We start from the raw sequence: 22,446 nt of genomic DNA on the forward strand, positions 1-22,446 counted from the left end.
TTTCCGGGGTCGCTTCAACGTGACGATGGAATCCATGGATGTCGAAGAGAGGGAACGCGCGGTGCCCGCGCGGCGGTGGTGGACGCTCGGGGTGGTGAGCGCCGCGCAGTTGCTGGTGGTCCTGGACGGGACGATCGTGAACATCGCGCTCCCGTCGGCGCAGGCGGCGCTCGGGATGTCGGACGGGAACCGGCAGTGGGCGGTCACCGCGTACGCGCTGGCGTTCGGGGGGCTGCTGCTGATCGGCGGACGGATCAGCGGGGTGCTCGGGCACCGGCGGGCGTTCGTGATCGGGCTCGCCGGGTTCGCGGCGGCGTCGGCGGTGGGCGGCGCGGCCACGGGCCCGGCGATGCTGTTCGGGGCGCGGGCGGCGCAGGGGGCGTGCGCCGCGCTGCTGGCGCCGGCGGCGACGGAGGACGCCCGCCGGGTCGGCGCGGTCAACGTCGCGCTGATGGCCGGGATCGCCGCGGTCGTCGCGCTCGTCGTGAGCGCCGTCGTGCTCCTCGGGATCTCGGTGCCGCTCGGGCTGCTGGTGCTGCTCGGGGCGCCGCCGCTGCTGTGGGCGGGGCATCTGCTCAGCAAGCCGCTGGAGCGGCGCAGCCGCGCGGAGCAGGAACGGGGCGCGCACGCGTCGGCGGTCGCGGCCGACCTGGTCGGCGGGCTGCGGGTGCTGAAGGGCATCGGCGCGGAGCGCGCGGCCGTGGAACGGTACCGGGCCACGAGCGCCCGGTCGCTGGAGGCGACGCTGCGGGCGGCGCGGGCCGAGGCGTGGCAGAACGGGACGGTTCTGGCGCTCACGGGGATCTTCATCGCGATCGTCGCGCTGGTCGGCGGCCGGCTGGCCGCCGCCGGGGACATCGGGCTCGGGGAGCTGGTGAGCGCCGTGGGGCTCGCGCTGCTGCTGCTGGGGCCGCTGTCGACGCTGTCGTGGGTCAACACGGAGCTGGCGCAGGGACGGGCGTCGGCGGCGCGGATCGCGGAGGTGCTCGCGGCGCCCGAGGCGGTGCCGCCGGGGACCGCGGAGCCCCCGGGCGCGGTGGACGGACGGGTGCGGCTGCGGGACGTCGCGTGCGGATCGCTGGCCGGGGTGAGCTTCGAGGCCGAGCCCGGCGAGCTCTTGGGCGTCGTGGCCGACGCGGCCGACGCGGGGAACCTGCTGCGCTGCCTCGGCCGGGAGGCCGACCCGGACGCGGGCGCCGTCGAGCTGGACGGGGTGCCGCTCGCGACGCTGGCGCCGGGCGCGGTGCGCGAGTCGATCCTGGTGGCGCCGCACGACGCCGACCTGTTCGCGGGCGGACTGGAGGACAACGTGGCGGCGGTCGCGCGGATCGACGTGGGCAAGGCGATGGCGGCCGCGGGCGCCGACGAGATCCTGCGGGGCACCGTCCTCGGGGAGCGGGGCCGGACGCTGTCGGGCGGGCAGCGGCAGCGGGTGGCGCTGGCGCGCGCCCTCGCGGCGGACGCGGACGTCCTGGTGCTGCACGACCCGACGACGGCGGTGGACACGGTCACCGAGGCGCGCATCGCCGACGGGCTGCGGGCGATCCGTACCGGGCGGACGACGATCGTGGTGACGGCGAGCCCGGCGCTGCTGGCCGTCGCCGACCGGGTGGTGCTGCTGGCGGACGGGCGGGTGGCGGCCACCGGCACCCACGCCGAACTGGCGGGGCGCGCGGACTACCGGACGGCGGTGCTGTCGTGACGCTGCTTCCCACCGCGAGCGGCGCCCGGACGCGGGCGGTGCTGGGCGAGCTGGTCCGGCCGCACCGGGGCCTGGCGGCCGCCGGGTTCGGGGTGCTGACCGCGGCGACGGCGACCGGGCTGCTGACCGCGCCGCTCGTCGGGCGGATCGTCGACGCCGTCGCGCAGCGGCGGGACCCGGACGTCATCACGTGGATCGTCGCCGGGCTGATCGCCGTGGCGGTCGTCCAGGGCGTCACGACGGCGGCGGGGCTGTCGCTGGTCTCGCGCCTCGGCGAGACGGTGCTGGCGAGGCTGCGGGAACGGTTCGTCGAGCGGGCGCTGCACCTTCCGCTGGACGAACTGGAGCGCGCGGGCTCGGGCGACCTCGTCGCGCGGGTCACCGGGGACGTGTCGCTGGTCGCCGAGGCGGTGCGGCGGGCGCTGCCCGAGCTGGTGCGGTCGTCGCTGGCGATCGTCCTGACGCTGGGGGCGCTCGCCCTGCTGGACTGGCGGTTCCTGCTCGCGGCGCTGTGCGCGGCGCCGGTGCAGGCGTACACGGCGCGCTGGTACGTGCGACGCGCGGTGCCGCTGTACGCGGAGCAGCGGGTCGCGAACGGGGCGCAGCAGCAGCAGTTGCTGGACGGCATCGGCGGCGCGGCGACCGTGCGGGCGTTCCGGCTGGAGGAGGAGCACACGGGCCTCGTCGCGCGGAAGTCGCGGGCGCTGGTCGAGCTGACGATGCGCACGATCCACCTGGTGCTGCGGTTCTACTGCCGGCTGCACGTGGCGGAGTACACCGGCCTCGCGGCGGTGCTCGTCGCCGGGTTCGTGCTGGTCGGCGGCGGTCACGCGTCGATCGGGACGGCGACGGCGGCGGCGCTGTACTTCCACAACCTGTTCGCGCCGATGAACACGGTGCTCGTCCTGATCGACGACGCGCAGGCGGCCGGGGCGGGGCTCGCGCGGCTCGTCGGGGTCGCCGACCGGCCCGCGCCGGGCGCCCCGGCGGAGACCGCGCCGGGCGACGGCTCGGTGACGGCCGCGGCGGTCGAGCACGCGTACGTGCCCGGGCGTCCGGTGCTGCACGGGATCGACCTGCGGGTGCGGCCCGGGGAGCGGGTCGCGCTGGTGGGCGCGAGCGGCGCCGGGAAGACGACGCTGGCGAAGCTGGTGGCGGGCGTGCACGCGCCGACGGGCGGCACGGTCCGGGCGGACGGCGTCGCGCTGGTGACGCAGGAGGTGCACGTGTTCGCCGGGACGCTCGCCGAGGACCTGCGGCTCGCGGACCCGGACGCGCCGGACGAGCGGCTGCGGGACGCGCTCGCGCGGGTCGGCGCCCTGGAGTGGGCGGACGCCCTGCCGGACGGGCTCGGCACCGTCGTCGGGGAGGGCGGGCACCGGCTGACGAGCGCGCGGTCGCAGCAGCTCGCGCTGGCCCGGCTGGTCCTCGCGGACCCCCGCGTGGCCGTCCTGGACGAGGCGACGGCGGAGGCGGGCAGCGCGGGCGCGAAGGTCCTGGAGCGGGCGGCGGAGCGGGCCGTGGAGGGACGCACGGCGCTCGTGGTCGCGCACCGGCTGACGCAGGCCGCGTCCGCCGACCGGGTGGTGGTGATGGACGGCGGCCGCGTCGTGGAGAGCGGCACGCACGACGAGCTCCGCGCGGCGGGCGGCGCCTACGCCGCGCTCTGGGCGGCGTGGTCGGGGTCGCGCGGCGCCTAGCCGGACGACTTGAGGGCGAGCGTTGCGAGGCGGTGCGCCGGGAGTTCCAGGGCGGTCACGTCGTGCGCCCAGGCGGGGACCTCGGCGCGCGCCTCGCGCTTGGTGAGGCCATGGGTGCGCATGAGCGCGTCGCGCCAGGCGTTGGCGACCTTCCCGTGCGCGCGGTCCATGAGCGTGCGGGCCGGCGTGCCGGACGGCGGGCGCCGGACGGCGTCCACGTGCGTCCCGCGGGCGGTCAGCTCGTACACGGGCGCGAGGATCTCGGCGGCTTCGGCGGGGTCGGCGGCGGTGAACACGCGGACGCGTTCGGCGCGGGTGGCGAGCAGGACCCGGACGAGCGCGGGTTCGAGGCCGGGCGGCAGCGCGATCGCGGCGCGGCGGACGGTCGCGGCGTACGGCTTGGCGAGCCACGTCGCCAGCCGGACGCGCGGGACGTTCGGCAGCACGTCCTTCGGCCACGCGCCGACGAGGACGTCGGGGCCGAGGTCGGCGACCGACCCGGCCGTGAGGTCCCGCGCGGCCGCCGACTCCACGGACTGCGGGCCGTGCGTGTAGATGGCGGCGGCGAACCGGTCGGCGCGGGCGACGGCGGCGGGCAGGGTCTTCGCGGTGGGGCGCAGGACGTACAGGTCGGCGGCCGACCCGATCGCCTCGGCGCCGAAGTAGCGGTTGAAGTCGGGGTAGATCGCCTCGGAGAGGAGGTTGAGGTCGCCGAGGGCGTGCTGCACCTTGAGGGCGAGCGCGGGGGTGAGGTCGCCGGCGCCGTAGGCGAGCAGGACCCGGCCCCGCGCGAGGTCGCCGAGGCCCTCGACGGCGCGGGCGACGAACAGGCCGACGCCGTCCGGGGTGTAGGGCGGGTCGGTGATCGCGAGGTCGTGGTCGCGGGCCGACGGGGGCAGGCCGAGCCGCAGGTCGGCCCAGCGGGTGCGGACGTCGAGGCCGAGCCGCTCCGCCTCGGCGTCGATGTGGGCGAGGACGCGGTCGTCGATGTCGACGACGGTCGTCCGGACGCCGGGGTGGACGAGGCCGACGGCGAGCGAGGTCAGGTCGTGGTCGCCGACGCACAGCAGGCGGGGGGCGGGCGCGCCCGGCGGGCGGAAGCGGGCGCCGAGGAACAGCGCCCGGCGGACGACGGTCTCCGGGGTGGCGGACACGTGGTCGAGGGCGCGCCGCGCGCGGGGCGCGCGGGCGATGGCGTCGGCGAGGCGCTCGACGACCGGCGCGTGCGCGGGCAGCAGGTGCCCGACGGGGTCGGCCGGGGCGGCGTGCGCCGGGACGGGCGCGGGCGGCGTGCGCCGGTAGCGGTCGCCGGACCGCTCGACCGGGACGGTGCGCAGCAGCGCCTCGATCGAGCGGCGCGGCGCGCCCGTCGCGCGGACGAGTTCGGCGCGGGTGCGCCAGCCCTCGGCGAGGAGGGCGAGCGCGGCGTGGACCCGCACCGGTTCCATGCCGTCCACGACCGGCAGCGCCGCGCCGCCCCCGCCCTCGCCGACCTCATGGGCCCCGGGTTCGTCCATCCGGGCAGTTTATTGCCCGCCCGTCAGTAGCCGGGTCCGCCGAGCAGGCCGCCGTCGGCGAGGGTCTCCGTGCCGGTGCCCGGACGCCTTCGTCGGCTCGACGGCGGCCTTCCCGGCCGCGCGCTCACGTGCGCCGCGACGCCGGGATCATCGAGAACGAGACGCCGTTGGCGACGTTCTCGTCGACCTCGCGCCGCCACGTCTCGACGGCGCGGGACGTGTCGATCTCGAACTCGAACCGGTTCGTCATCTCGGGGGTGACGTCCTCGACGTCCACGTAGAACTGCTCGTACCAGCGGCGGAGCTGGTAGACGGGCCCGTCCTGCTCGCACAGCAGCGGGTTGTCGACGGGGGCCTTGTTCTTCCAGATCTCGACGTCCTGGAGGAAGCCGAGGCCGACGCCCTCGGCGACCTGCGCGGCCATCGCGTCGGCCTCCTCGTCGGACATGCCGGGGAACTTCTTGACGATCGCGCCCCACTGGAGCATGAAGCTGTTGGACGTGATCGGGTAGTGGCAGTTGATCAGGACGGTCTCGACCGTGACGCCCTCGGCCTCGTTCCACAGGTAGTCGATCATGTAGGACGGCCCGTAGTACGCCGCCTCCGACCGCTGGTCGATCTTCTGGTCGGCGGGGCCGGGGACGATCCCCAGGTGCGCGTCGTCGCGGGACGTCCCGTCGAAGTACTGGGTCGCGACGTGCCCCTCGAAGACGTTCTTGAAGTACGTCGGCAGCGCGTAGTGGACGTAGAAGAAGTGCGCCATGTCGACGACGTTGTCGACGATCTCGCGGCAGTGGGAGTTCTCGACGCGGAGCGTGTTCCACGTCCAGTCGCTCCACTCGTCGCTGAACGCGCCCTCGATGCGCGGGATCGTCACCTCTGGCGGCGGCGAGCCGCCCTGCGGGTCGTTCCAGACGAACAGCTGCCCGTTCTCCTCCAGCGTCGGCCAGGAAACGGTGCGGGCGGCGCGGGGGACGCGCTTGGCGTACGGGATGCCGGCGCAGCGGCCGTCCCCGCCCCAGCGCCAGTCGTGGAACGGGCACGCGATCGCGTCGCCCTTGACGGTGCCCTGGGTGAGGTTCCCGCCCATGTGGGGGCAGAAGCCGTTGAGGACGTGCAGCCCGCCGCTCTCGCCCCGGAAGACGACGAGCGTGGTGCCGAACGCCTCGACGGCGTGCGGCTTCCCGTCCTTGAACGAGTCGGCCAGGCCCAGGCAGTGCCAGCCCCGGGCGAACCGCTCGGGCGGCGGCGCGGCCTCGATGACGCGGTGGTTCATGCCTTTCCTCCCTGTGTGACGGGGTTCTGTGCTGCGGCGATGCAGGCGGCGACGTAGCCGAACGTCATCGCGGGGCCGATCGTGGCGCCCGGCCCGGGTAGGTCTCGCCGGTCACGGCGGCCGAGCAGTTCCCGGTGGCGTACAGGCCCGCGCTGGGCGGGCCGTCCGGCGTCGGGACCGACGGCGCGCCCCGCACCTTGTCCATCAGGCCGTAGGTGGGGCGCCCGGCGCGGCGCATCCGCGCGAACTCGGGGCCGAGCTTGGCGTCCTTGCGCGCGGCGGGCACCCGCTCCCCCACCGCCGCGTCCATGTACGCGCGGGCGTTCTCGGGGGTGTCGCGCTGCCCCGTCTGCTCCAGGTACAGGGTGCGGTGTGTCCGTGTCCACTGTGTCCATGTGCTTCCTCGGCTAGGCGTCGGCCGCGACGTGGTCGCTGGTGTGGAAGTCGCCGCGGTAGTGGAGCAGCGGGCCGCCGCCGTCGCGTGCGTCCAGTTCCCGGACGGAGCCGACCACGATCAGATGGTCGCCCGCCTCGTGGACGTCGGCAACGGTGCAGTCGACGGTGGCGAGGGCCCCGTCCAGGTGCGCGGTGCCGTGCGGCGAGCGGGTCCAGGCGAGGCCCGCGAACGCGTCCCCGCCGCTCACGGCGAAGGCCCGGCACACGTCCCGCTGGTCGGCGGCGAGGACGTTCACCGCGAACCGTCCGGTCGCGGCCGTCTTCGGCCAGCCGGTGGACGTCCGCGCGACGCAGAACAGGACGAGCGGCGGGTCCAGCGACAGCGACGCGAACGACCGGCACGCGAAACCCGCCGGGCGTCCCGCGGCGTCGATCGAGGTGACGACGGTGATCCCGGACGCGAACCGCTCCAGCGCGTCCCGGAACGCGGCCTCGTCGGGGGCCCGGGCGGACGCCGTCACAGCATCACGGGCTGCAGCAGCCGGACGAACCCGGCGTCCGCCGGTTCCTTGACGGTCGCCTCGGGGACGCGCCGCGCCGCCTCGGCCTCCGCCGCCCGCTCGGCGATGCCGGGCACGAGGCCCCGGACGGCCTCGAGAACCTGTTCGCTCATACTCGCTCCTCGCTCCCGCGCCGGGTGATGCGGATCACTCGGCGGCTTGCGAGCACGCTAGGCGAGGTGTTCCAATTAGAAATACGGCCTTCCCGGTCACCGGGAAGGCCGCTCGGGACGGGGAGAAAGGAACGACCCCATGCCGGCACCCGCAGCGGCGACCGCGCCGCCCCTGGAGTCCTCGATGCTGGCCCGGGCGGCCCGCATCCTGTACGCCTTCACCGCGACCACGCCGGAGCTGTCGATGAGCGACGTCGTCCGGCGCACCGGGCTGCCCCGCTCCTCGGTGCACCGGATCATGGACCAGCTCGTCCAACTCCGGGCGCTGGAGCGGACCGGCTCCCGGTACCGGCTCGGCCTCGGCCTGCTCGAGCTGGGCGCGCTCGCGGTGCACCAGAACCGGCTGCGCGAGACGGCGCTGCCGCACCTGCGCGCCCTGCACGCGGCGACCGGCGTCCTGGTGCACCTGGCCGTGCTGGACGGCCACGAGATCGTCTACCTGGAGAAGATCGGCGGCTCGGCGGGCGGGCGCGCCCCGTCCCGGCTGGGCGGCCGCCAGCCGGCGTACTGCACCGGCGCGGGCAAGGCGATCCTGGCGTTCGCGGACGCGGACCGGCTCGCCGGGGCGCTCGCGGCCGGGCTCCCCGCCCGCACCCCGTACACGATCACCGACGAGCGGGTGCTGCGCCGGGAGCTGGCGCGGATCCGCGAGCACGGCGTCGCGTTCGACCGGGAGGAGGGCTACCGGGGCATCGCGTGCATCGCCGCGCCGCTGCGGGACGCCGGCGGCGCCCCGGTCGCGGCGATCTCGATCTCCGGGCCGCCCGCGAAGATGGACCCGCAGCGGCTCGTCCCGCCGCTGCTGACGACGTCGCGGGCGGTGTGGCGGGCGCTGTTCGCGCCCGGGCGGCGCCGGGCGGACGCGCCCCCGGCGGCCGATTCCGGTTTCCCGGTCATCGGGAAGGGGTGACGCCGGGCGCGTGTGACGCTCCTTACGTTGAGGCCGTTTTCCCCGGTCACGACCTTCGGGAGCCCCCATGCGCAGAACCCCCGTCCTCGCCGCCGCGGTGCTCGCCGCGCCGCTGTTCACCGTCCCGAGCGCGCTCGCCGCGCCGGCCGCACCGCCCGGGGTCGTCCAGCGGCACGGCGGCCACGGGCACGGGTCCCGCCTCGTCGGCGTCGAGGGCACGATCAACCTCCGCGACCTCGGCGGGTACGAGACGTACTTCCACGCCCGCGTCCGGTCCGGCGTGATCTACCGGGCGGACGCGCTCGACCACGTCACGGACGCGGGCCTGGCGAAGCTCCGGGGCCTCGGCGTCGAGCGCGTCGTCGACTTCCGCACGCCCCTCGAGGTCTCGACGGACGGGCCCGACCGGCTGCCGGACGGCCTGCGCGCCACCGCCCGCCCGATCGGCGACACCGGCATGTTCGCCGCCGTGAACGCGGCGATCGGGTCGAAGGACCCGGCGCGGCAGGAGGCCGTGCTCGGCGACGGCCGGGGCGCCGCGATCATGCGGACCCTGTACCGGAGCTTCGTCACCGATCCCGAGTCGGCGGCGGCGTTCGGCCGCACCCTGCGCGAAACGGCCGACCGCGCGAACACGCCGCTGGTCTTCCACTGCACCAGCGGCAAGGACCGTACGGGCTGGATGAGCTACCTGCTGCTGCGGGCCGTCGGCGTCCCGCACCGGACGGCGATGCACGACTACCTGCTGTCCAACCAGTACCGGGCCGAGGCGGACGCGGCCGTGCGCGCGCGCCTGAAGGCCGCCGGGTACATGCAGAACGCCGAACTGCTGAAGCCGATCCAGGACGTGCGTCCCGAGTACCTGGAAGCGGCACTGGACGAGGTCCGGCGCGAGTACGGCTCCGTGGAGCGCTACCTGCGCAAGGGCCTCGGCATCGACGGCCGCACCCGCGCGAAGCTCCGCCACCACCTCCTGACCCGCCACTGACCCGCCCCGAGCGAACAGGCCGCCGGACTCCGCACCCCCCGGCGGCCTTTCGCACGCCCGCCCGCGAACCGCCGCGCGGCACGCGGACGGGCCGCCGGTTCGGGAGCCCGGCGGCCTTTCGCGCGCGGGGTCAGTTCGTCGTCAGGCCGCCGTCGACCGCCAGCTCGGTGCCGGTGATGTAGGACGACGCGTCGGAGGCCAGGAAGAGGACGAGGCCCGCGACGTCCTCGGGGACGCCCGCGCGGCCCAGCGGGACGCGCGGGGCCTTCCCGGCGCCGCGCTCGACGCCGAGCTCCGCGATCATCGGGGTGTCGACCACGCCGGGGTGGACCGAGTTGACGCGGATGCCGTCGGCGGCCAGGTCGAGCGCCGCCGAGCGGGTGAGGCCGCGCAGGCCGAACTTGCTCGCCCCGTAGGCCGCGTGGCCGCGGATGCCGCGCAGCCCGGCGGTGGACGACACGTTCACGATCGACCCGCCGCCGGCCGCGCGCATCGCGGGCGCGACGGCCTGCACGCCGAGGAACGGGCCGACGAGGTTGACCTGGAGCATCAGCTCGAACCGCGCGCGGGTCTCCTCCTCGACGGGCGCGGTCCGCCACAGGCCCGCGTTGTTGACGAGGACGTCCACGCGCCCGAACCGCTCCCGGGCCGTGCCGACGGCGCGCGCCCAGTCGCCGGCCGAGGTCACGTCGTGCCGGACGAACGCCGCCGCGGCGCCGATGGACGCGGCGACGTCCGTCCCGTCGAGGACGTCGGTGAGGACGACCCGCGCGCCGGCCGCGGCGAGCAGCCGGGCCTCGGCGGCGCCCTGCCCGCGGGCCGCGCCGGTGATGATCGCGACCTTGCCGTCCAGGGTGCTCATGCCCTGGTCCGGAAGTGCGGGATGACGGTCTCGCCCCACTGCCGGATGGTCTCCATGGCCACGTCCTGGGGGACGGTGCCCATCTGGACGAGGCACATGATCTCGTCGACGCCGATCGCGGCGAGCCGCTCCACGTACTCGATGGCGTCGCCGGCGGTGCCGTAGGCGTGCTCGGCGTTGAACGCGCCGGTGTCCTGCGGGCGGGCCGGGATGTTCGCCTCGTTGAGCTTGGCGACGAGCGCCTCCTTGTCGCGGGCGAGGGCGGCGATGTTGTCGTCGTCCTCGGTGTCCTCGGCGGGGGCGGGGCCGTTGCCGTACCAGTGCGCGATGGCCTCGGCGAAGAACCGCTGCCCGCGGGCGCCGATGCGCAGGGCGCGCTCGGGGTCGTCCAGGACGATCGTGGGGCAGAGGGCGACGAACTTGTCGTTGGTGTCGGGGCCGACGAGCCGGTCGGCGCTTCGGGTGCGGATCGTGGCGTGGTAGAGGTCGTACATCTCCTTGACCTCCTCGGGCCCGGCGAAGCCCATGACGAGCGCGCCGACGCCGAGTTCGGCGGCGAGCCCGACGGTGTCGCGCTTGCTGCACGCCATGTAGAGCGGCGGGTGCGGCGTCTGGACGGGGCGCGGCATGATCTTGGCGGGGCCGACGTCGAGCAGGTCGGTGTGCCAGTCGACCTCGTCCTTGCGCCACGCGTTCGCGAGGAACCGCAGCGACTCCTCCATCTGCGGGTAGGTGTCGGACGGGTCGACCCCGTACATGCCCATCTCCATGCGGGTGGAGCCGCGGCCGCCGCCGACGTCGAGGCGCCCGCCCGACAGGGCGTCCAGCATGCCGACCCGTTCGGCGACCCGCACCGGGTGGTTGTACCGGAACGGCATGCAGACGACGCCGTGCCCGATGCGGATGCGGGACGTCTTCGCCGCGACCCACGACAGGAAGATCTCGGACGCCGTCATGTGCGCGTACCGCTCCAGCCCGTGGTGCTCGACGGCCCAGACGCGGTCGAAGCCCATCTCCTCGCCGTAGACGGCCTGCTCGACGCAGTCGAGCAGCACGCGGCGCTCGCGTTCGGGGGTGGGCTTCGCGAGCTGGGCCTCGAAGATCATCGAGAACTCCATGGGGGTACCTCCAGTATTTCGAATAGGAATACTTCTTACAGATATATCGGGGCGGTGCTACACCACGGTCCGGTAGGCGGGGAGCGCTACGCTGGCCGGGTGACCGACCACCCGCACCTGCCGCCGACCAGCTGGGCCGTCCTCGGGCTGCTCTCGTTCGGGGAGGAGCTGTCGGGCTACGACCTGAAGAAGTGGGCCGACTGGAGCCTGAAGTTCTTCTACTGGAGCCCGTCGTTCAGCCAGATCTACGGCGAGCTCAAGCGGCTGGAGAAGGTCGGCTACGCGACGTCCCGGGTCGAGCTGACCGAGAGCACCCGCGGCAAGCGCGTCTACGCGATCACGCCGGACGGGCTGGACGCCGTCACCCGCTGGGCCCGCGAGGCGCCCGTCGAACCGCCCGTCCTCAAGCACGGCGTGATGCTGCGCGCCTGGCTCGGCCACCTCATGACGCCCGAGCGGCTCCGCGAGGTGCTGGAGGAGCACGGCGCCTACGCCGCCACGATGCGCCGGCGGGCGGAGGCCGACGCCGAGGGCGCCGCCGAGGTCGCCGAGTGGGCCTACCCCGAGCTGGTGCTGCGCTGGTCGGCCCGTCACTACGAGGCCGAGCAGGAGCTGACCCGGCAGATGCTCGCCGACCTCGACGAGCTGGCCGCCCGCGAGGACTGACGCCCCCGGTCACGCCGCCAGGGCGCCGAACCCGCCCCGGAAGAACAGCAGCGGCCCGGCCTCCCGGACGGACGCGAGGTGCCGCACCCGCCCGACGACGATCGTGTGGTCGCCGCCGGGCAGCTCGCGCTCGACGTCGGCCTCGATCCAGGCGAGGGCGCCGTCCAGCAGGGGCGAGCCGCCCGGGCCGGGCGTCCAGGGCACCCCGGCGAACTTGTCGCGGCCGGCCATCGCCCGGCACAGGTCGCCCTGGTCGGCGGCCAGCACGTTCACCGCGAACCGCCCGGCGGCGCGGATCCGGGGCCACGTCGTCGACGCGCCGGACGGGCAGAAGCACACGAGCGGCGGGTCCAGCGACAGCGACGCGAACGACTGGCACGCCATCCCGACCGGCTCGCCGCCCTCCACGGCCGTGACCGCGACGACGCCGGTGCAGAACGCGCCGAGCACCCGCCGCATCCGCTCCCCGTCGATCTCCCCCGCCGTTGCGGTGCGCACCGTCATGACGCCTCCAGGTCTCGAACCGACATATTTCTATTAGGAACATTCCGATTAGAAGCATTGGTGTGGTTCCATGTCAAGGCGACCCGGCCCGAAGGAGTGCACCCATGACCGCAGAGACGATCCCCGCGCTGGTCGAGCACGCGGCGCGCGTCCACGGCCGGCGCGAGGCCGTCGCCGCCGGCGAGGTGCGCTGGACCTTCGCCCGGCTGCGGGACGAGGTCGAGACCGCGGCGCGCGCGGCGATCGCGGCCGGCGTGCGGCCCGGCGACCGGGCGGCGATCTGGGCGCCCAACGGCGCCGGCTGGATCGTCGCGGCGCTGGGGCTGGTGAGCGCGGGCGCCGTCCTCGTGCCGCTGAACACGCGGTACCGGGGCGCCGAGGCCGCCGACGTCCTGCGGCGGAGCCGGGCGAGCGCGCTGTTCACCGTCCGGGGGTTCCTGGGCAACGACTACCCGGCGATGCTGGCGGGCGAGGACCTGCCCGAGCTGCGGCGGACCGTCCTGCTGGAGGGAGAGCCCGCGGGCGGCGAACTCGGCTGGGCGGGCTTCCTCGCCGGCGCCGCGGCGGTCGGCGCGGACGCGGCCCGCGACCGGGCGGCGGGCGTCCGGCCGGACGACATCGCCGACATCGTCTTCACCTCCGGCACCACCGGACGCCCCAAGGGCGCGATGTCGACGCACGACGCGACGCTCTGGGCGTTCCGGGCGTGGAGCGAGGTCTCCACGCTCCGCGCGGGCGACCGGTACCTGCTGATCAACCCGTTCTTCCACACGTTCGGCTACAAGGCGGGCATCCTGGCGTGCCTGCTGAACGGCGCGACGATGCTGCCCGAGGCGGTGTTCGACGCCGCGGCCGTGGCGGAGCGGCTGGCCGCCGACCGGGTCAGCGTGCTCCTCGGACCGCCGACGATCTTCACCTCGCTGCTGGAGCTGCCCGACCGTCCCGCCCACCGGGTGCGGCTGGCGGGCACCGGCGCCGCCGACATCCCCGTCGACCTGATCCGCCGCATCCGCGGCGAGCTGGGCGTCCCGCACGTCTTCACCGCGTACGGGCTGAGCGAGGCCGCCGGGGTGGTGTCGGTGTGCCCGGTGGACGCCGACGCCGAGACGGTCGCGCGCACCAGCGGGCCCGCGCTGCCCGGCACCGAGATCCGGATCGCCGCCCCGGACGGCCGGGCCCTGCCGCCCGGCGAGCAGGGCGAGATCCGGGTGCGCGGGCGGCACGTCATGCGCGGCTACCTGGACGACCCGGAGGCCACGGCGCGGGCCATCGACGCGGACGGCCGGCTGCGCACCGGCGACCTCGGACGGCTGGACGCCCGCGGCTACCTCACCGTCACCGGGCGGCTCAAGGACATGTTCGTCGTCGGCGGGTTCAACGCCTACCCGGCCGAGATCGAGAGCGTGCTCGTGACGCACCCGGCGGTCGTCGAGGCCGCGGTGCTGGGCGTCCCGGACGCGCGGCTCGGCGAGGTCGGCGCGGCGTGGCTCGTCACCCGCGCGGAGGTCGGGCCGGAGGAGCTCACGGCGTGGCTGCGGGAGCGGCTGGCGAACTTCAAGGTCCCCCGGCACTTCCACGTCGTGGACGCGCTGCCCCGCAACGCGGGCGGGAAGGTCGTCAAGGACGCGCTGCGGAGGCGCGCGTGATCATCCGGGCGCGCGGCGCGCGGCGAGTTCGTCCAGGTCGGCCAGCATCCGCTCGGCCAGGTCCCGTTCGGCCTCGTGGTAGCGGACGGCCCAGCGCGCCACCAGCTCGGCGTGCGTCCAGCCCGTGCCGGTCGCGGCGACCCGGCGGGAGTACTCCGCCTCCTCGACCAGCCGCTGCGCCCGGTCCCGCTGCTCGGTCACGACCTGCCGCAGCCGCTCGGGCCCGGCGAGGTGGCCGAGCCACACGCGCAGGGCGGGGCCGTGCTTGAGCACGGGCGGGCCGACGGGCGCGTCGGACGCCCACCCGGCGAGCGCGTCCCGCCCCTCCGGGGTGATCGCGTACACGCGGCGGGGGCGGCCGTCGTCGGCGACGTCCGTCCGGGACGTCGCGTACCCGGCCTTCTCCAGGCGTTTGAGCTCGGCGTAGATCTGGCTCATCGCGGGAGACCAGTAGAAGAACCGCAGGATGTGCTCGGCCCACTTGCGGATCTCGTACCCGGTCAGCTCCTCGCCGAAGGACAGCATGCCGAGGACGGCCCACGCGGTGGCGGGGAGCGTCGCGGGCTCGGCGCGCGACCGGGGCGGGGGGTTCACCATGCGCCTCAGCGTAGTCCCGACCGAACATGATCAAGGAGACGGCGATGTCGGCAGAACCGCAGGACAAGGTGGTCATCGTGACGGGCGGCGCCCGCGGCCTCGGCGCCGCGGCGGCGCGGCGGATGGCCCGGGACGGCGCGAAGATCGTCGTCACGGACCTGCTCGAGGAACCGGGCGCCGAGACCGCGTCCGAGGTCGGCGGCCTGTTCGTCCGGCACGACGTGGCCGACCGGGACGGCTGGGCGGCCGTCACCGCGGCGGCGCTGGAGGAGTACGGGCGCATCGACGGGCTCGTCAACAACGCGGGCGTCTCGTCCAACGCGCTGCTGGAGAACGAGACGCTCGAATACTTCGAGAAGGTCCTGCGGATCAACCTGACCGGGGTGTTCCTCGGCATGAAGGCCGTGCTGGAGCCGATGAAGGCGGTCGGCGGCGGGTCCATCGTGAACATCTCGTCCGCCGCGGGGCTCACCGCGCTGCCGCTGACCAGCGCGTACGGGGCGGCCAAGTGGGGCGTGCGCGGCCTCACCAAGATCGCCGCGACGGAGCTGGGGATGCACCGGATCCGGGTCAACTCGGTGCACCCCGGCATGACGTACACGCCGATGACCTCCGAGCACGCCACCGAGGGCGAGGGCGGCTTCCCGCTGGCCGCGCTCGGCCGGGTCGGGCTTCCGGAGGAGATCGGCGAGGCGGTATCGTTCCTGATCTCCGATGCGGCCCGCTACGTGACCGGCGCCGAGCTGGCCGTGGACGGCGGCTGGACCGCGGGCGAGGTCGTCATGATGGCGCAGGCGGCGGCCGGCTGAGGAGGACCCCCGGCATGCCTCTCGACCCCCTGGCGGCGAAGATCGCCGACGCGATGACCGCGACCTTCCCCCGCATCGGGACCGAGGTGTCGGACGCGGCGGAGGCGCGGCGGATCCTGGCCGCCGCGCCCCGGCCCGACCTCGACCCGATCCCGGCCGCCGCCGTCGAGGACCGCGTCATCGACGCGCCCCTCCCCGTCCCGGTGCGGATCTACCGGCCGGACTCCCCCGCGCCCGTCCCGGTCGTCGTGTTCTTCCACGGCGGCGGGTTCGTCCTGTGCGGTCTGGACTCCCACGACCGGACGTGCCGGGCGCTCGCCGCCGACACCGGGATGATCGTCGTGTCGGTGGACTACCGGCTGGCGCCCGAGCACCCGTTCCCGGCGGCGGTCGAGGACGCCGGCGCGGCCGTCGCGTGGGCGCACGCGAACGCCGCCGCGCTCGGCGGCGACCCCGGCCGGCTCGCGGTCGCCGGGGACAGCGCGGGCGGCAACCTCGCCGCGGTGGCGTGCCTGGACGCCCGCGACTCCGGCGGCCCGCCGATCCGGTTCCAGCTGCTCGTCTACCCGGTCACCGACGCCGCGCGGGACAGCCCGTCCTACCGCGAGTTCGCCGCCGGGCCGTTCCTCACCGCCGACCACATGCGCTGGTACTGGGAGCGGTACCTGCCGGACCCGGCGCGCGGCGCGGACCCGCGCGCGTCGCCGCTGCGCGCGCCCGACCTGGCGGGGCTGCCCCCGGCCTGCGTCATCACGGGCGAGTGCGACCCGCTGCGCGACGAGGGCGAGGCGTATGCCGCGCGCCTGGTGGACGCGGGCGTCGCCGTGCGCGCGCGCCGGTTCGACGGCGCGTTCCACGGGTTCTACGGGCTCGACCACGTCCTCCCGGCGGCCCGGGAGGCCCGCAGGCTGTCGGCCGAGGCGCTGCTGGACGCCCTCACCTGAGACGGGCCCCGTGCACACGGTTCCGATCGGCACGCTTCCGGCCGGTACGGCGTCCTCCCCCGGGGCATCGGCGGCGCCTCCCGTCGGCGACGCGCCCTGCGTGCCTCCGGTGGACGCCGCGAAACGACCGTCGCGGGGGTTCGGCCGCGTTGTTTGGGTGCGGGCTCCCCGGGGACTCGGGAGGTGGAGACGGGTGCCGAGCCACCGACGACGATCGGGAGAGTACGAGACATGGCCCAGCAGGTAGCCGACTATGTCCTCCAGCGCCTGACCGAGTGGGGCGTCGAGCGGGTCTACGGATATCCGGGGGACGGCATCAACGGCATGCTGGGCGCGTTCGACCGCGCCGAGGGCAGGCCGGAGTTCGTCCAGACGCGCCACGAGGAGATGGCGGCGTTCATGGCGTGCGGCCACGCGAAGTTCACCGGCGAGGTGGGCTGCTGCGTCGCGACGTCCGGTCCGGGGGCGATCCACCTGCTGAACGGTTTGTACGACGCGAAGCTGGACCACCAGCCGGTCGTCGCGATCGTCGGGCAGCAGAAGCGGCTCGCGCAGGGCACCCACTACCAGCAGGAAGTCAACCTGGAGGACCTGTTCTCCGACGTCTCGGAGTACTGCCAGGTGGTCATGCACCCGGGGCAGATGCGGCACGTGATCGACCGGGCGTTCAAGACGGCGCTGACCGCCCGGGGCGTCGCGACGATCATCGTTCCGGAGGACGTCCAGGAGGCGGACGCGATGCCGTCGCCGCCGAAGGAGCACGGCGCGGTGTTCTCCAGCGTGGGGTGGAGCCGCCCGCGCGTGCTGCCGAACCCCGAAGAGCTGCGCAAGGCCGCCGACGTCCTCAACGAGGGCGAGAAGGTCGCGATCCTCATCGGGCAGGGCGCGGCCGGCGCCCGCGAGGAGGTCGTCGAGGTCGCCGAACTGCTCGGCGCCGGGGTCGCCAAGGCGCTGCTCGGCCGCGAGGTCCTGCCGGACGACCTGCCGTTCGTCACCGGCCCGATCGGGCTGCTCGGCTCGAAGGCCAGCGACGAGATGATGGCGGGCTGCGACACCCTCTTCATGATCGGCAGCAGCTTCCCGTACGCGGAGTGGCTGCCGGACGAGGGCAGCTGCCGCGGCGTCGAGATCGACATCGACGGACGCATGATCGGCATCCGGTACCCGATGGACGCGCACGTCGTCGGCGACGCCAAGGAGACCCTCCGCGAGCTGATCCCGCTGCTGCGGCGCAAGAAGGACCGCTCCTGGCGCAAGGAGATCGAGAAGAACGTCCGCGCCTGGGACGCCGTGCTGGACAAGCGGGCCCGGCAGAGCTTCGACGGCAAGATCAACCCGCAGGCGGTCGCGCACGAGCTGTCGCCGCTGCTGCCGGACGGCTCCGTCCTCACCGCCGACTCCGGTTCGGGCACGAACTGGTGGGCGCGGCACCTCAGGATTCGCGAGGGCATGAAGGCGTCGCTGTCGGGGACGCTCGCGACGATGGGGCCGGGCGTCCCGTACGCGATCGCCGCGCGGTTCGCCTTCCCCGACCGCCCGGTCATCGCGTTCGTGGGGGACGGCGCGTTCCAGATGAACGGCATGAACGAGATGCTCACGGTGAAGCGGTACGCCGACCGGATGGGCGGCTCGCCGCTGGTCTTCTGCGTCTTCAACAACCGCGACCTCAACCAGGTCACCTGGGAGCAGCGGGCCATGGGCGGCGACCCGAAGTACGAGGGCTCGCAGTCCATCCCGGACTTCCCGTACGCGAAGTACGCGGAACTGTGCGGCCTGAAGGGCATCTACTGCGATTCGCCGAAGAAGGTGAAGAGCGCGTGGCAGGAGGCGCTGTCCAGTGACCGGCCGGTCGTCCTGGAGTTCGTCGTGGACGACCAGATCGCGCCGATCCCGCCGCACGTCCCGAAGGAGCAGGCCAAGAAGACCGTCAAGGCCGGCGCCAGGGACCCGCAGAAGGCCGGCATCGCCGCCCGCGGACTCCGGCAGAAGCTCACCGGCATGTACGAGAACCTGCCCGGACGCAGGCACGACTGAGGACACCGCGCCCGGTCCGCGCGGCGGGCCGGGCGCCATCGGGGGGAGGCGGCCATGCGCGTTGCCGCGGTGCGGACCGTGCTGCCGGAGCACCGGTACGCGCAGCAGGAGATCACCGAAGCCGTCGCGGCCCGGACCGACGCCGACCCCCGGCTGCTCGCCCGGTTCCACACCAACACGCAGGTCGGCGGCCGCAACCTGGCGCTGCCGATCGAGGAGTACGACCGGCTCGCCGACTTCACCGCCGCGAACGACGCCTACATCGACCGGGCGGCCGACCTCGGCGAGCGCGCGGCCCGCGCCGCGCTCGACGCCGCCGGGCTCGCCCCGTCCGACATCGACCACCTGCTGTTCTGCTCGTCCACCGGGCTGGCCACCCCCTCGCTGGACGCGACGATCGCGCAGCGCGTCGGGCTGCGCGAGGACGTCGTGCGCGTCCCGGTGTTCGGGCTCGGCTGCGCCGCCGGGGCCGCGGGCCTCGCCCGCGTGAACGACCACCTGCGGGGCCGCCCGGACGGCGCGGCGCTGCTGGTGTGCGTGGAGCTGTGCTCGCTGACCGTCCAGCGCGGCGACGTGTCCGCGCCCAACCTCGTCGGCAGCGGCCTGTTCGGGGACGGCGCCGCGGCGGCCGTCGCGCTCGGCGACGACCGGACGGCCGGGCGGCCGCCCGACGGCGCCGCGGGCCCGCGGGTCGTGGCGTCCCGGAGCCGCCTGTACCCCGGCACCCGGCGGCTGATGGGCTGGGAGGTCGGCGCGCACGGGTTCCGGATCGTGCTCGCCGCCGACCTCGTCGACCTCGTCGAGAAGGAGCTCGCCGGGGACGTGGACGCCTTCCTGCGCGACCACGGGCTGTCCCGGGACGCGGTGCCGTCCTGGGTGTGCCATCCCGGCGGCCCCAAGGTGATCGAGAAGATCGGCGAGGTCCTCGGGCTGGACGGCGGCGAGCTGGACGTCACGTGGGCGTCGCTGCGGCACGCGGGGAACCTGTCGTCGGTGTCGGTGCTGAACGTGCTCGAGCGGACGATCGCCGAGCGCCGTCCGGCCGCGGGCGTCCCGGGCGTCCTGATGGCGCTCGGCCCCGGGTTCTCCGCCGAGCTCGTCCTGCTGCGCTGGTGACCCGGTGACCTGGTTCGCGCTGCTCATCGGGCTCGTCGCGCTGGAGCGCCTCGCCGAGCTGGTCGTCGCGCGGCGCAACCTGGCGTGGGCGCGGAGCCTCGGCGGGGTCGAGCACGGGCGCGGCCACTTCCCGGGGATCGTCGCGGTGCACGCCGGGCTGCTGGCCGGGGCGCCGCTCGAGGCGTGGCTGCTCGGCCGCCCGTTCCTGCCCGCCCTGGGCTGGCCGATGCTGGCGGTCGCCGTCCTCGCGCAGGGCCTGCGCTGGTGGTGCATCGCGACGCTGGGCCGGCGCTGGAACACCCGGGTGGTGATCGTGCCGGGGCTGCCGCCGGTCGCCCGCGGCCCCTACCGGCTGATGCCGCACCCCAACTACGCCGCCGTGGTCGCCGAGGGCGTCGCACTGCCGCTCGTCCACACCGCCTGGCTGACGGCGGCGCTGTTCACCGTCGTGAACCTGGGGCTGCTGCGGACGCGGATCCGCGTGGAGAACGCCGCCCTCCGCACCGCACCGCGCGCCTAGACCGCCGCTCCCGCCATCGGTCAGGCGTCGAAGTCGGTGGTGCGGCGGACCTTGTCGAGCGCGGTGAGGATCGCGTCGAGGCGCTCGTCCGCCGGGTCGGCGGCGTACTCGAGGACGGCGTGGTTGAACGCGGCGGCCATGACGCTCGGCATGGAGTCGGACGCGTCGAACCGCACGGTCTCCGCGCCCGCGAGCAGCCCGGCGATGCGCCGCGGGACGTCGCCCGGATAGTCGTCCGGCGGGATGTCCCGGTTGAGCGAGTACGCGCCGGACCCGGCCCGCTCCACCCAGGTGCGCTGCGCCTCCTCCGACGTCAGGTACGCGACGAGGCGGCGGGCGGCGGGCGTGTCGCGGAACATGCCGAGCAGGTCGCCGCCGATCTCGACGGTGCCCCGGCCGGGGAACGGCACGAAGTCGAAGTCGCGGCCGGGCTCGGGGCTCCCCTCGGCCTGCGCGTAGAAGGCGGGGATGAACGACCCCGCGTGGTCGAAGCGGCAGCCGGGCGGGTCGGCGAACATCCCGTGCCCGGCCTCGCCGTAGCCGGTGAGCAGGATGCCGCCGTTCCCGCCGTGCGCGTCCCGCACGACCGCCCCGAACTCCCGCCACGCGCGGCGCACCTCCGGCGACGTCCAGGCGAGCCGCCCGGACACCCACGCGTCGTAGACCTCCGGGCCGGACAGGTGGAGCAGGAGGTCCTCGATCCAGTCGGTGCCGGGCCAGCCCGACTGCGAGGTGTCCTCGAGGCCGAGGCACCAGGGGGCGTCGGCTGTCCCCGGCACGGCGGCGGCGAGGTCGTCCCAGGTGAGGGACGGGTCGCGGAGGCGCTCGGCGAGCCCGCCGGGCAGCGTGTCCGGGGCGTACCAGAGGAGGCTCTTCACCGACGCCTTCAGGACGATCCCGTACGGGCGGCGGCCGCCGTCCGGGCCGGCGGCGGTGGTCAGCGCGGCGGCGATGCCCCGCGACGCGGAGCCGACGGGGTGCAGGTGGCCGTCGGCGGCGTAGGCGCGCAGGTCGCCGAGGTTGGCGAGCACGGCGGTGTCGGGCGGGTGCCCGTCGTGCAGTTCGCTGGCCAGCACGGCGCGCGCGTCGCGGGTGCCGGTGTACTTCACGTCGATGCCGGTCTCCCGCTCGAACCCGGCCAGCATCGCGCCGAACGCCTCGCGTTCCGCGCCCGTCCACGAGCCCAGCACGGTGACCGTCCGGTCGCCTCCGGAGCCGCCGCAGGCGGTGAGCAGGGACGCGCACAGCACGACGAGGGCGCACAGGGCGCGGGCGGGCAGGGTGCGGGCGGGCGGCGGGCGCACGGTCACCTCCGGTACTCGCGGAGTCGGAGCCAGATCCCCAGCGCGGCGAGGCCCGCGACGGCGGCGGTGCCCGCCGGGAGCCCGGCGACGAGCCCGCCGGTGTCGGTCGCGCCGCCGAGCCGGGCCGCCAGCGGGCGCTGCGCGCGTTCGGCCGCCGCGAGGTCGAGCCCGCCCCCGGCCGCGGCGGGCCGGTCCTCGCGCAGCGCCCGGGCGCCCGCGTCGGCCTCGGCGATCTGCGCCCGGACCGTCCGGTCGAACGCGGGCAGGCCCCGCTCGGCCGCGGCGGCGAACGCGTCGCCGGCCCGCAGGAACGTGGCGGCGACCCAGGCCGTCAGGCCGAGCAGCAGCACCGACGCGGCGAGCAGCGGGAGGTTGAGGACGCGGCGGAAGCGCCGGGCCATCGCGACCTGCACGTGGCCGAGGACGGCCAGGAGCGCGCCGGCGATCAGGCAGACGGCCGCCACGGCGGCGTCGGTGACCCAGAACGACCCGTGCCGGTCGCCGACGGCGCGGCGGTCGCGTTCGGCGATCTCGTCGATGCGGTCGAGGAGCCCGCCGTCGGCGTGCAGCATGCGGGAGGCGTAGGTGAGGTAGGCGTAGCCGAGTTCCTCCAGGCCCTTGCGGTAGGTGGCGTCGGCCTGCTCGACGAGGCCCTGGTAGGTCACGACCTGCGCGTTCACCGAGCGCAGCAGGTCGCGGCCGGCCTCGCCGCCGGCGTCGACCTCGGCGATGCGCGAGAGGCTGTCGCCCGCGGTGGTGATGTCGTCGCGGAACCGCTGCCCCGGGCCGGTGAGCTGCGCGGCGCCCGACCGGAAGCTCTGCCACGCGGCCCGGTCGGCGTCCGACAGCGCGGCGTGGGCCGTCCGGGCGCCGATGTACGCGGGGACGCCCTTTTCCCGCGCGGATTCCACCGCGGTCCGGCCGCCGACGAGCACGCCCGTCGCGGCGATCCAGAACAACAGGGCGATTCCCACGGAAAAGACCAGCATTGACATTAGCCAGCGCGGCGTGCTCCATTCCTTACGAACGGCGCGGGAACGGACCGGGGCGAGCGACACGCGAGCATGATAAGCGGACGGGACCGCCGCTTCGGAGGCATTTATG

At 75.1% G+C, this 22,446-nt stretch carries 22 protein-coding genes and 1 pseudogene; 12 read left to right on the plus strand and 11 right to left on the minus strand.

Features of this window, described 5'->3' with window-relative positions; genetic code table 11:
* Positions 1 to 34: 34 nt before the first annotated feature.
* Together DMH08_RS13150 and DMH08_RS13155 are read left to right on the plus strand one after the other, a co-directional pair.
* Positions 35 to 1,702 (plus strand): MFS transporter, encoded by a 1,668-nt coding sequence (locus DMH08_RS13150; protein WP_233617562.1) that lies wholly within the window; start codon positions 35 to 37, stop codon positions 1,700 to 1,702.
* Positions 1,699 to 3,402, plus strand: coding sequence for an ABC transporter ATP-binding protein (locus tag DMH08_RS13155; RefSeq protein WP_026404527.1), 1,704 nt, complete (start codon positions 1,699 to 1,701; stop codon positions 3,400 to 3,402). Before DMH08_RS13150 ends, DMH08_RS13155 begins: the two co-directional genes overlap by 4 nt.
* Here DMH08_RS13155 and DMH08_RS13160 read toward each other — a convergent pair.
* The 5 genes from DMH08_RS13160 to DMH08_RS13175 all read right to left on the minus strand — a co-directional run bounded on the left by DMH08_RS13160 (position 3,399) and on the right by DMH08_RS13175 (position 7,264).
* Complete coding sequence (locus DMH08_RS13160; protein ID WP_233617563.1) at positions 3,399 to 4,919, minus strand: bis-aminopropyl spermidine synthase family protein; 1,521 nt, start codon at positions 4,917 to 4,919, stop codon at positions 3,399 to 3,401. The two genes, DMH08_RS13155 and DMH08_RS13160, sit on opposite strands and share 4 nt — an antisense overlap.
* Before the next feature lie 124 nt (positions 4,920 to 5,043).
* Entirely contained in the window at positions 5,044 to 6,195 is a 1,152-nt protein-coding gene (locus DMH08_RS13165; protein WP_125614118.1) for a Rieske 2Fe-2S domain-containing protein, read from the minus strand.
* Positions 6,196 to 6,259: 64 nt separating this feature from the next.
* Positions 6,260 to 6,505 (minus strand): hypothetical protein, encoded by a 246-nt coding sequence (locus DMH08_RS40970; RefSeq protein ID WP_199747769.1) that lies wholly within the window; start codon positions 6,503 to 6,505, stop codon positions 6,260 to 6,262.
* A 97-nt stretch (positions 6,506 to 6,602) separates the two neighbouring features.
* Positions 6,603 to 7,112 (minus strand): flavin reductase family protein, encoded by a 510-nt coding sequence (locus DMH08_RS13170; protein ID WP_125614120.1) that lies wholly within the window; start codon positions 7,110 to 7,112, stop codon positions 6,603 to 6,605.
* Positions 7,109 to 7,264 (minus strand): hypothetical protein, encoded by a 156-nt coding sequence (locus tag DMH08_RS13175; protein ID WP_199747770.1) that lies wholly within the window; start codon positions 7,262 to 7,264, stop codon positions 7,109 to 7,111. Before DMH08_RS13175 ends, DMH08_RS13170 begins: the two co-directional genes overlap by 4 nt.
* Before the next feature lie 139 nt (positions 7,265 to 7,403).
* On the opposite strand from DMH08_RS13175, the gene DMH08_RS13180 reads away from it, so the two are divergent.
* Positions 7,404 to 8,234: an IclR family transcriptional regulator gene (locus DMH08_RS13180; RefSeq protein WP_125614123.1), complete on the plus strand. Its 831-nt coding sequence runs from the start codon at positions 7,404 to 7,406 to the stop codon at positions 8,232 to 8,234.
* Between the two features lie 67 nt (positions 8,235 to 8,301).
* A complete protein-coding gene (locus DMH08_RS13185) occupies positions 8,302 to 9,222 on the plus strand; it encodes a tyrosine-protein phosphatase (protein WP_125614126.1) in 921 nt (306 codons plus the stop codon).
* Between the two features lie 130 nt (positions 9,223 to 9,352).
* Here the strand turns inward: DMH08_RS13185 and DMH08_RS13190 are convergent, their stop codons facing one another.
* Both DMH08_RS13190 and DMH08_RS13195 read right to left on the minus strand, forming a co-directional pair.
* Positions 9,353 to 10,084 (minus strand): glucose 1-dehydrogenase, encoded by a 732-nt coding sequence (locus DMH08_RS13190; protein WP_026404531.1) that lies wholly within the window; start codon positions 10,082 to 10,084, stop codon positions 9,353 to 9,355.
* The gene (locus DMH08_RS13195; RefSeq protein WP_125614129.1) at positions 10,081 to 11,202 is read right to left on the minus strand and encodes an LLM class flavin-dependent oxidoreductase; all 1,122 of its coding nucleotides are present in this window, start codon (positions 11,200 to 11,202) and stop codon (positions 10,081 to 10,083) included. Before DMH08_RS13195 ends, DMH08_RS13190 begins: the two co-directional genes overlap by 4 nt.
* A gap of 99 nt (positions 11,203 to 11,301) precedes the next feature.
* Here DMH08_RS13195 and DMH08_RS13200 point away from each other — a divergent pair, with 99 nt between their 5' ends.
* Positions 11,302 to 11,868 (plus strand): PadR family transcriptional regulator, encoded by a 567-nt coding sequence (locus DMH08_RS13200; protein WP_026404533.1) that lies wholly within the window; start codon positions 11,302 to 11,304, stop codon positions 11,866 to 11,868.
* A gap of 9 nt (positions 11,869 to 11,877) precedes the next feature.
* Here DMH08_RS13200 and DMH08_RS13205 read toward each other — a convergent pair whose 3' ends face one another.
* A complete protein-coding gene (locus tag DMH08_RS13205) occupies positions 11,878 to 12,372 on the minus strand; it encodes a flavin reductase family protein (protein ID WP_125614132.1) in 495 nt (164 codons plus the stop codon).
* Positions 12,373 to 12,476: 104 nt separating this feature from the next.
* Between DMH08_RS13205 and DMH08_RS13210 the strand changes: the two genes are divergently transcribed.
* Positions 12,477 to 14,018: a FadD3 family acyl-CoA ligase gene (locus DMH08_RS13210; protein WP_125614135.1), complete on the plus strand. Its 1,542-nt coding sequence runs from the start codon at positions 12,477 to 12,479 to the stop codon at positions 14,016 to 14,018.
* Here DMH08_RS13210 and DMH08_RS13215 read toward each other — a convergent pair whose 3' ends face one another.
* On the minus strand, positions 14,019 to 14,615 hold the full coding sequence (locus DMH08_RS13215; RefSeq protein ID WP_026404536.1) for a helix-turn-helix transcriptional regulator: 597 nt from the start codon (positions 14,613 to 14,615) through the stop codon (positions 14,019 to 14,021).
* A gap of 44 nt (positions 14,616 to 14,659) precedes the next feature.
* Between DMH08_RS13215 and DMH08_RS13220 the strand changes: the two genes are divergently transcribed.
* The 6 genes and pseudogenes from DMH08_RS13220 (at position 14,660) to DMH08_RS13240 (ending at position 20,038) form a co-directional block, all read left to right on the plus strand.
* Entirely contained in the window at positions 14,660 to 15,424 is a 765-nt protein-coding gene (locus DMH08_RS13220; RefSeq protein WP_026404537.1) for a glucose 1-dehydrogenase, read from the plus strand.
* Between the two features lie 14 nt (positions 15,425 to 15,438).
* The gene (locus tag DMH08_RS13225; protein WP_125614138.1) at positions 15,439 to 16,368 is read left to right on the plus strand and encodes an alpha/beta hydrolase; all 930 of its coding nucleotides are present in this window, start codon (positions 15,439 to 15,441) and stop codon (positions 16,366 to 16,368) included.
* Between the two features lie 231 nt (positions 16,369 to 16,599).
* Positions 16,600 to 18,402, plus strand: coding sequence for a thiamine pyrophosphate-requiring protein (locus DMH08_RS13230; RefSeq protein WP_125614141.1), 1,803 nt, complete (start codon positions 16,600 to 16,602; stop codon positions 18,400 to 18,402).
* A gap of 30 nt (positions 18,403 to 18,432) precedes the next feature.
* A pseudogene (locus DMH08_RS42360) lies at positions 18,433 to 19,026 on the plus strand (type III polyketide synthase); the annotation flags it as partial.
* A gap of 69 nt (positions 19,027 to 19,095) precedes the next feature.
* The gene (locus DMH08_RS42365; RefSeq protein WP_267898541.1) at positions 19,096 to 19,518 is read left to right on the plus strand and encodes a 3-oxoacyl-[acyl-carrier-protein] synthase III C-terminal domain-containing protein; all 423 of its coding nucleotides are present in this window, start codon (positions 19,096 to 19,098) and stop codon (positions 19,516 to 19,518) included.
* A gap of 4 nt (positions 19,519 to 19,522) precedes the next feature.
* Positions 19,523 to 20,038, plus strand: coding sequence for an isoprenylcysteine carboxyl methyltransferase family protein (locus tag DMH08_RS13240; RefSeq protein WP_026404540.1), 516 nt, complete (start codon positions 19,523 to 19,525; stop codon positions 20,036 to 20,038).
* A gap of 20 nt (positions 20,039 to 20,058) precedes the next feature.
* On the opposite strand, the gene DMH08_RS13245 is transcribed toward DMH08_RS13240, so the two are convergent.
* Positions 20,059 to 21,348 (minus strand): ABC transporter substrate-binding protein, encoded by a 1,290-nt coding sequence (locus DMH08_RS13245; protein ID WP_125614147.1) that lies wholly within the window; start codon positions 21,346 to 21,348, stop codon positions 20,059 to 20,061.
* The gene (locus tag DMH08_RS13250; protein WP_125614150.1) at positions 21,345 to 22,316 is read right to left on the minus strand and encodes a hypothetical protein; all 972 of its coding nucleotides are present in this window, start codon (positions 22,314 to 22,316) and stop codon (positions 21,345 to 21,347) included. The genes DMH08_RS13245 and DMH08_RS13250 overlap by 4 nt, the downstream gene beginning before the upstream one ends.
* Positions 22,317 to 22,446 lie beyond the last annotated feature (130 nt).

The organism is Actinomadura sp. WAC 06369 (assembly GCF_003947565.1).
GTDB classification, from domain to species: Bacteria; Actinomycetota; Actinomycetes; order Streptosporangiales; family Streptosporangiaceae; genus Spirillospora; species Spirillospora rifamycini.

Bases quoted from the DNA above. Each gene is read 5' to 3' on its own strand.
- DMH08_RS13180 (WP_125614123.1), top strand. From the start codon at position 7,404: ATGCCGGCACCCGCAGCGGCGACCGCGCCGCCCCTGGAGTCCTCGATG.
- DMH08_RS13190 (WP_026404531.1), bottom strand. From the start codon at position 10,084: ATGAGCACCCTGGACGGCAAGGTCGCGATCATCACCGGCGCGGCCCGC.
- DMH08_RS13185 (WP_125614126.1), top strand. From the start codon at position 8,302: ATGCGCAGAACCCCCGTCCTCGCCGCCGCGGTGCTCGCCGCGCCGCTG.
- DMH08_RS13150 (WP_233617562.1), top strand. From the start codon at position 35: ATGGATGTCGAAGAGAGGGAACGCGCGGTGCCCGCGCGGCGGTGGTGG.
- DMH08_RS13165 (WP_125614118.1), bottom strand. From the start codon at position 6,195: ATGAACCACCGCGTCATCGAGGCCGCGCCGCCGCCCGAGCGGTTCGCC.
- DMH08_RS13225 (WP_125614138.1), top strand. From the start codon at position 15,439: ATGCCTCTCGACCCCCTGGCGGCGAAGATCGCCGACGCGATGACCGCG.
- DMH08_RS13205 (WP_125614132.1), bottom strand. From the start codon at position 12,372: ATGACGGTGCGCACCGCAACGGCGGGGGAGATCGACGGGGAGCGGATG.
- DMH08_RS13215 (WP_026404536.1), bottom strand. From the start codon at position 14,615: ATGGTGAACCCCCCGCCCCGGTCGCGCGCCGAGCCCGCGACGCTCCCC.
- DMH08_RS13195 (WP_125614129.1), bottom strand. From the start codon at position 11,202: ATGGAGTTCTCGATGATCTTCGAGGCCCAGCTCGCGAAGCCCACCCCC.
- DMH08_RS13175 (WP_199747770.1), bottom strand. From the start codon at position 7,264: ATGAGCGAACAGGTTCTCGAGGCCGTCCGGGGCCTCGTGCCCGGCATC.
- DMH08_RS13230 (WP_125614141.1), top strand. From the start codon at position 16,600: ATGGCCCAGCAGGTAGCCGACTATGTCCTCCAGCGCCTGACCGAGTGG.
- DMH08_RS13160 (WP_233617563.1), bottom strand. From the start codon at position 4,919: ATGGACGAACCCGGGGCCCATGAGGTCGGCGAGGGCGGGGGCGGCGCG.
- DMH08_RS13210 (WP_125614135.1), top strand. From the start codon at position 12,477: ATGACCGCAGAGACGATCCCCGCGCTGGTCGAGCACGCGGCGCGCGTC.
- DMH08_RS13220 (WP_026404537.1), top strand. From the start codon at position 14,660: ATGTCGGCAGAACCGCAGGACAAGGTGGTCATCGTGACGGGCGGCGCC.
- DMH08_RS40970 (WP_199747769.1), bottom strand. From the start codon at position 6,505: ATGGACGCGGCGGTGGGGGAGCGGGTGCCCGCCGCGCGCAAGGACGCC.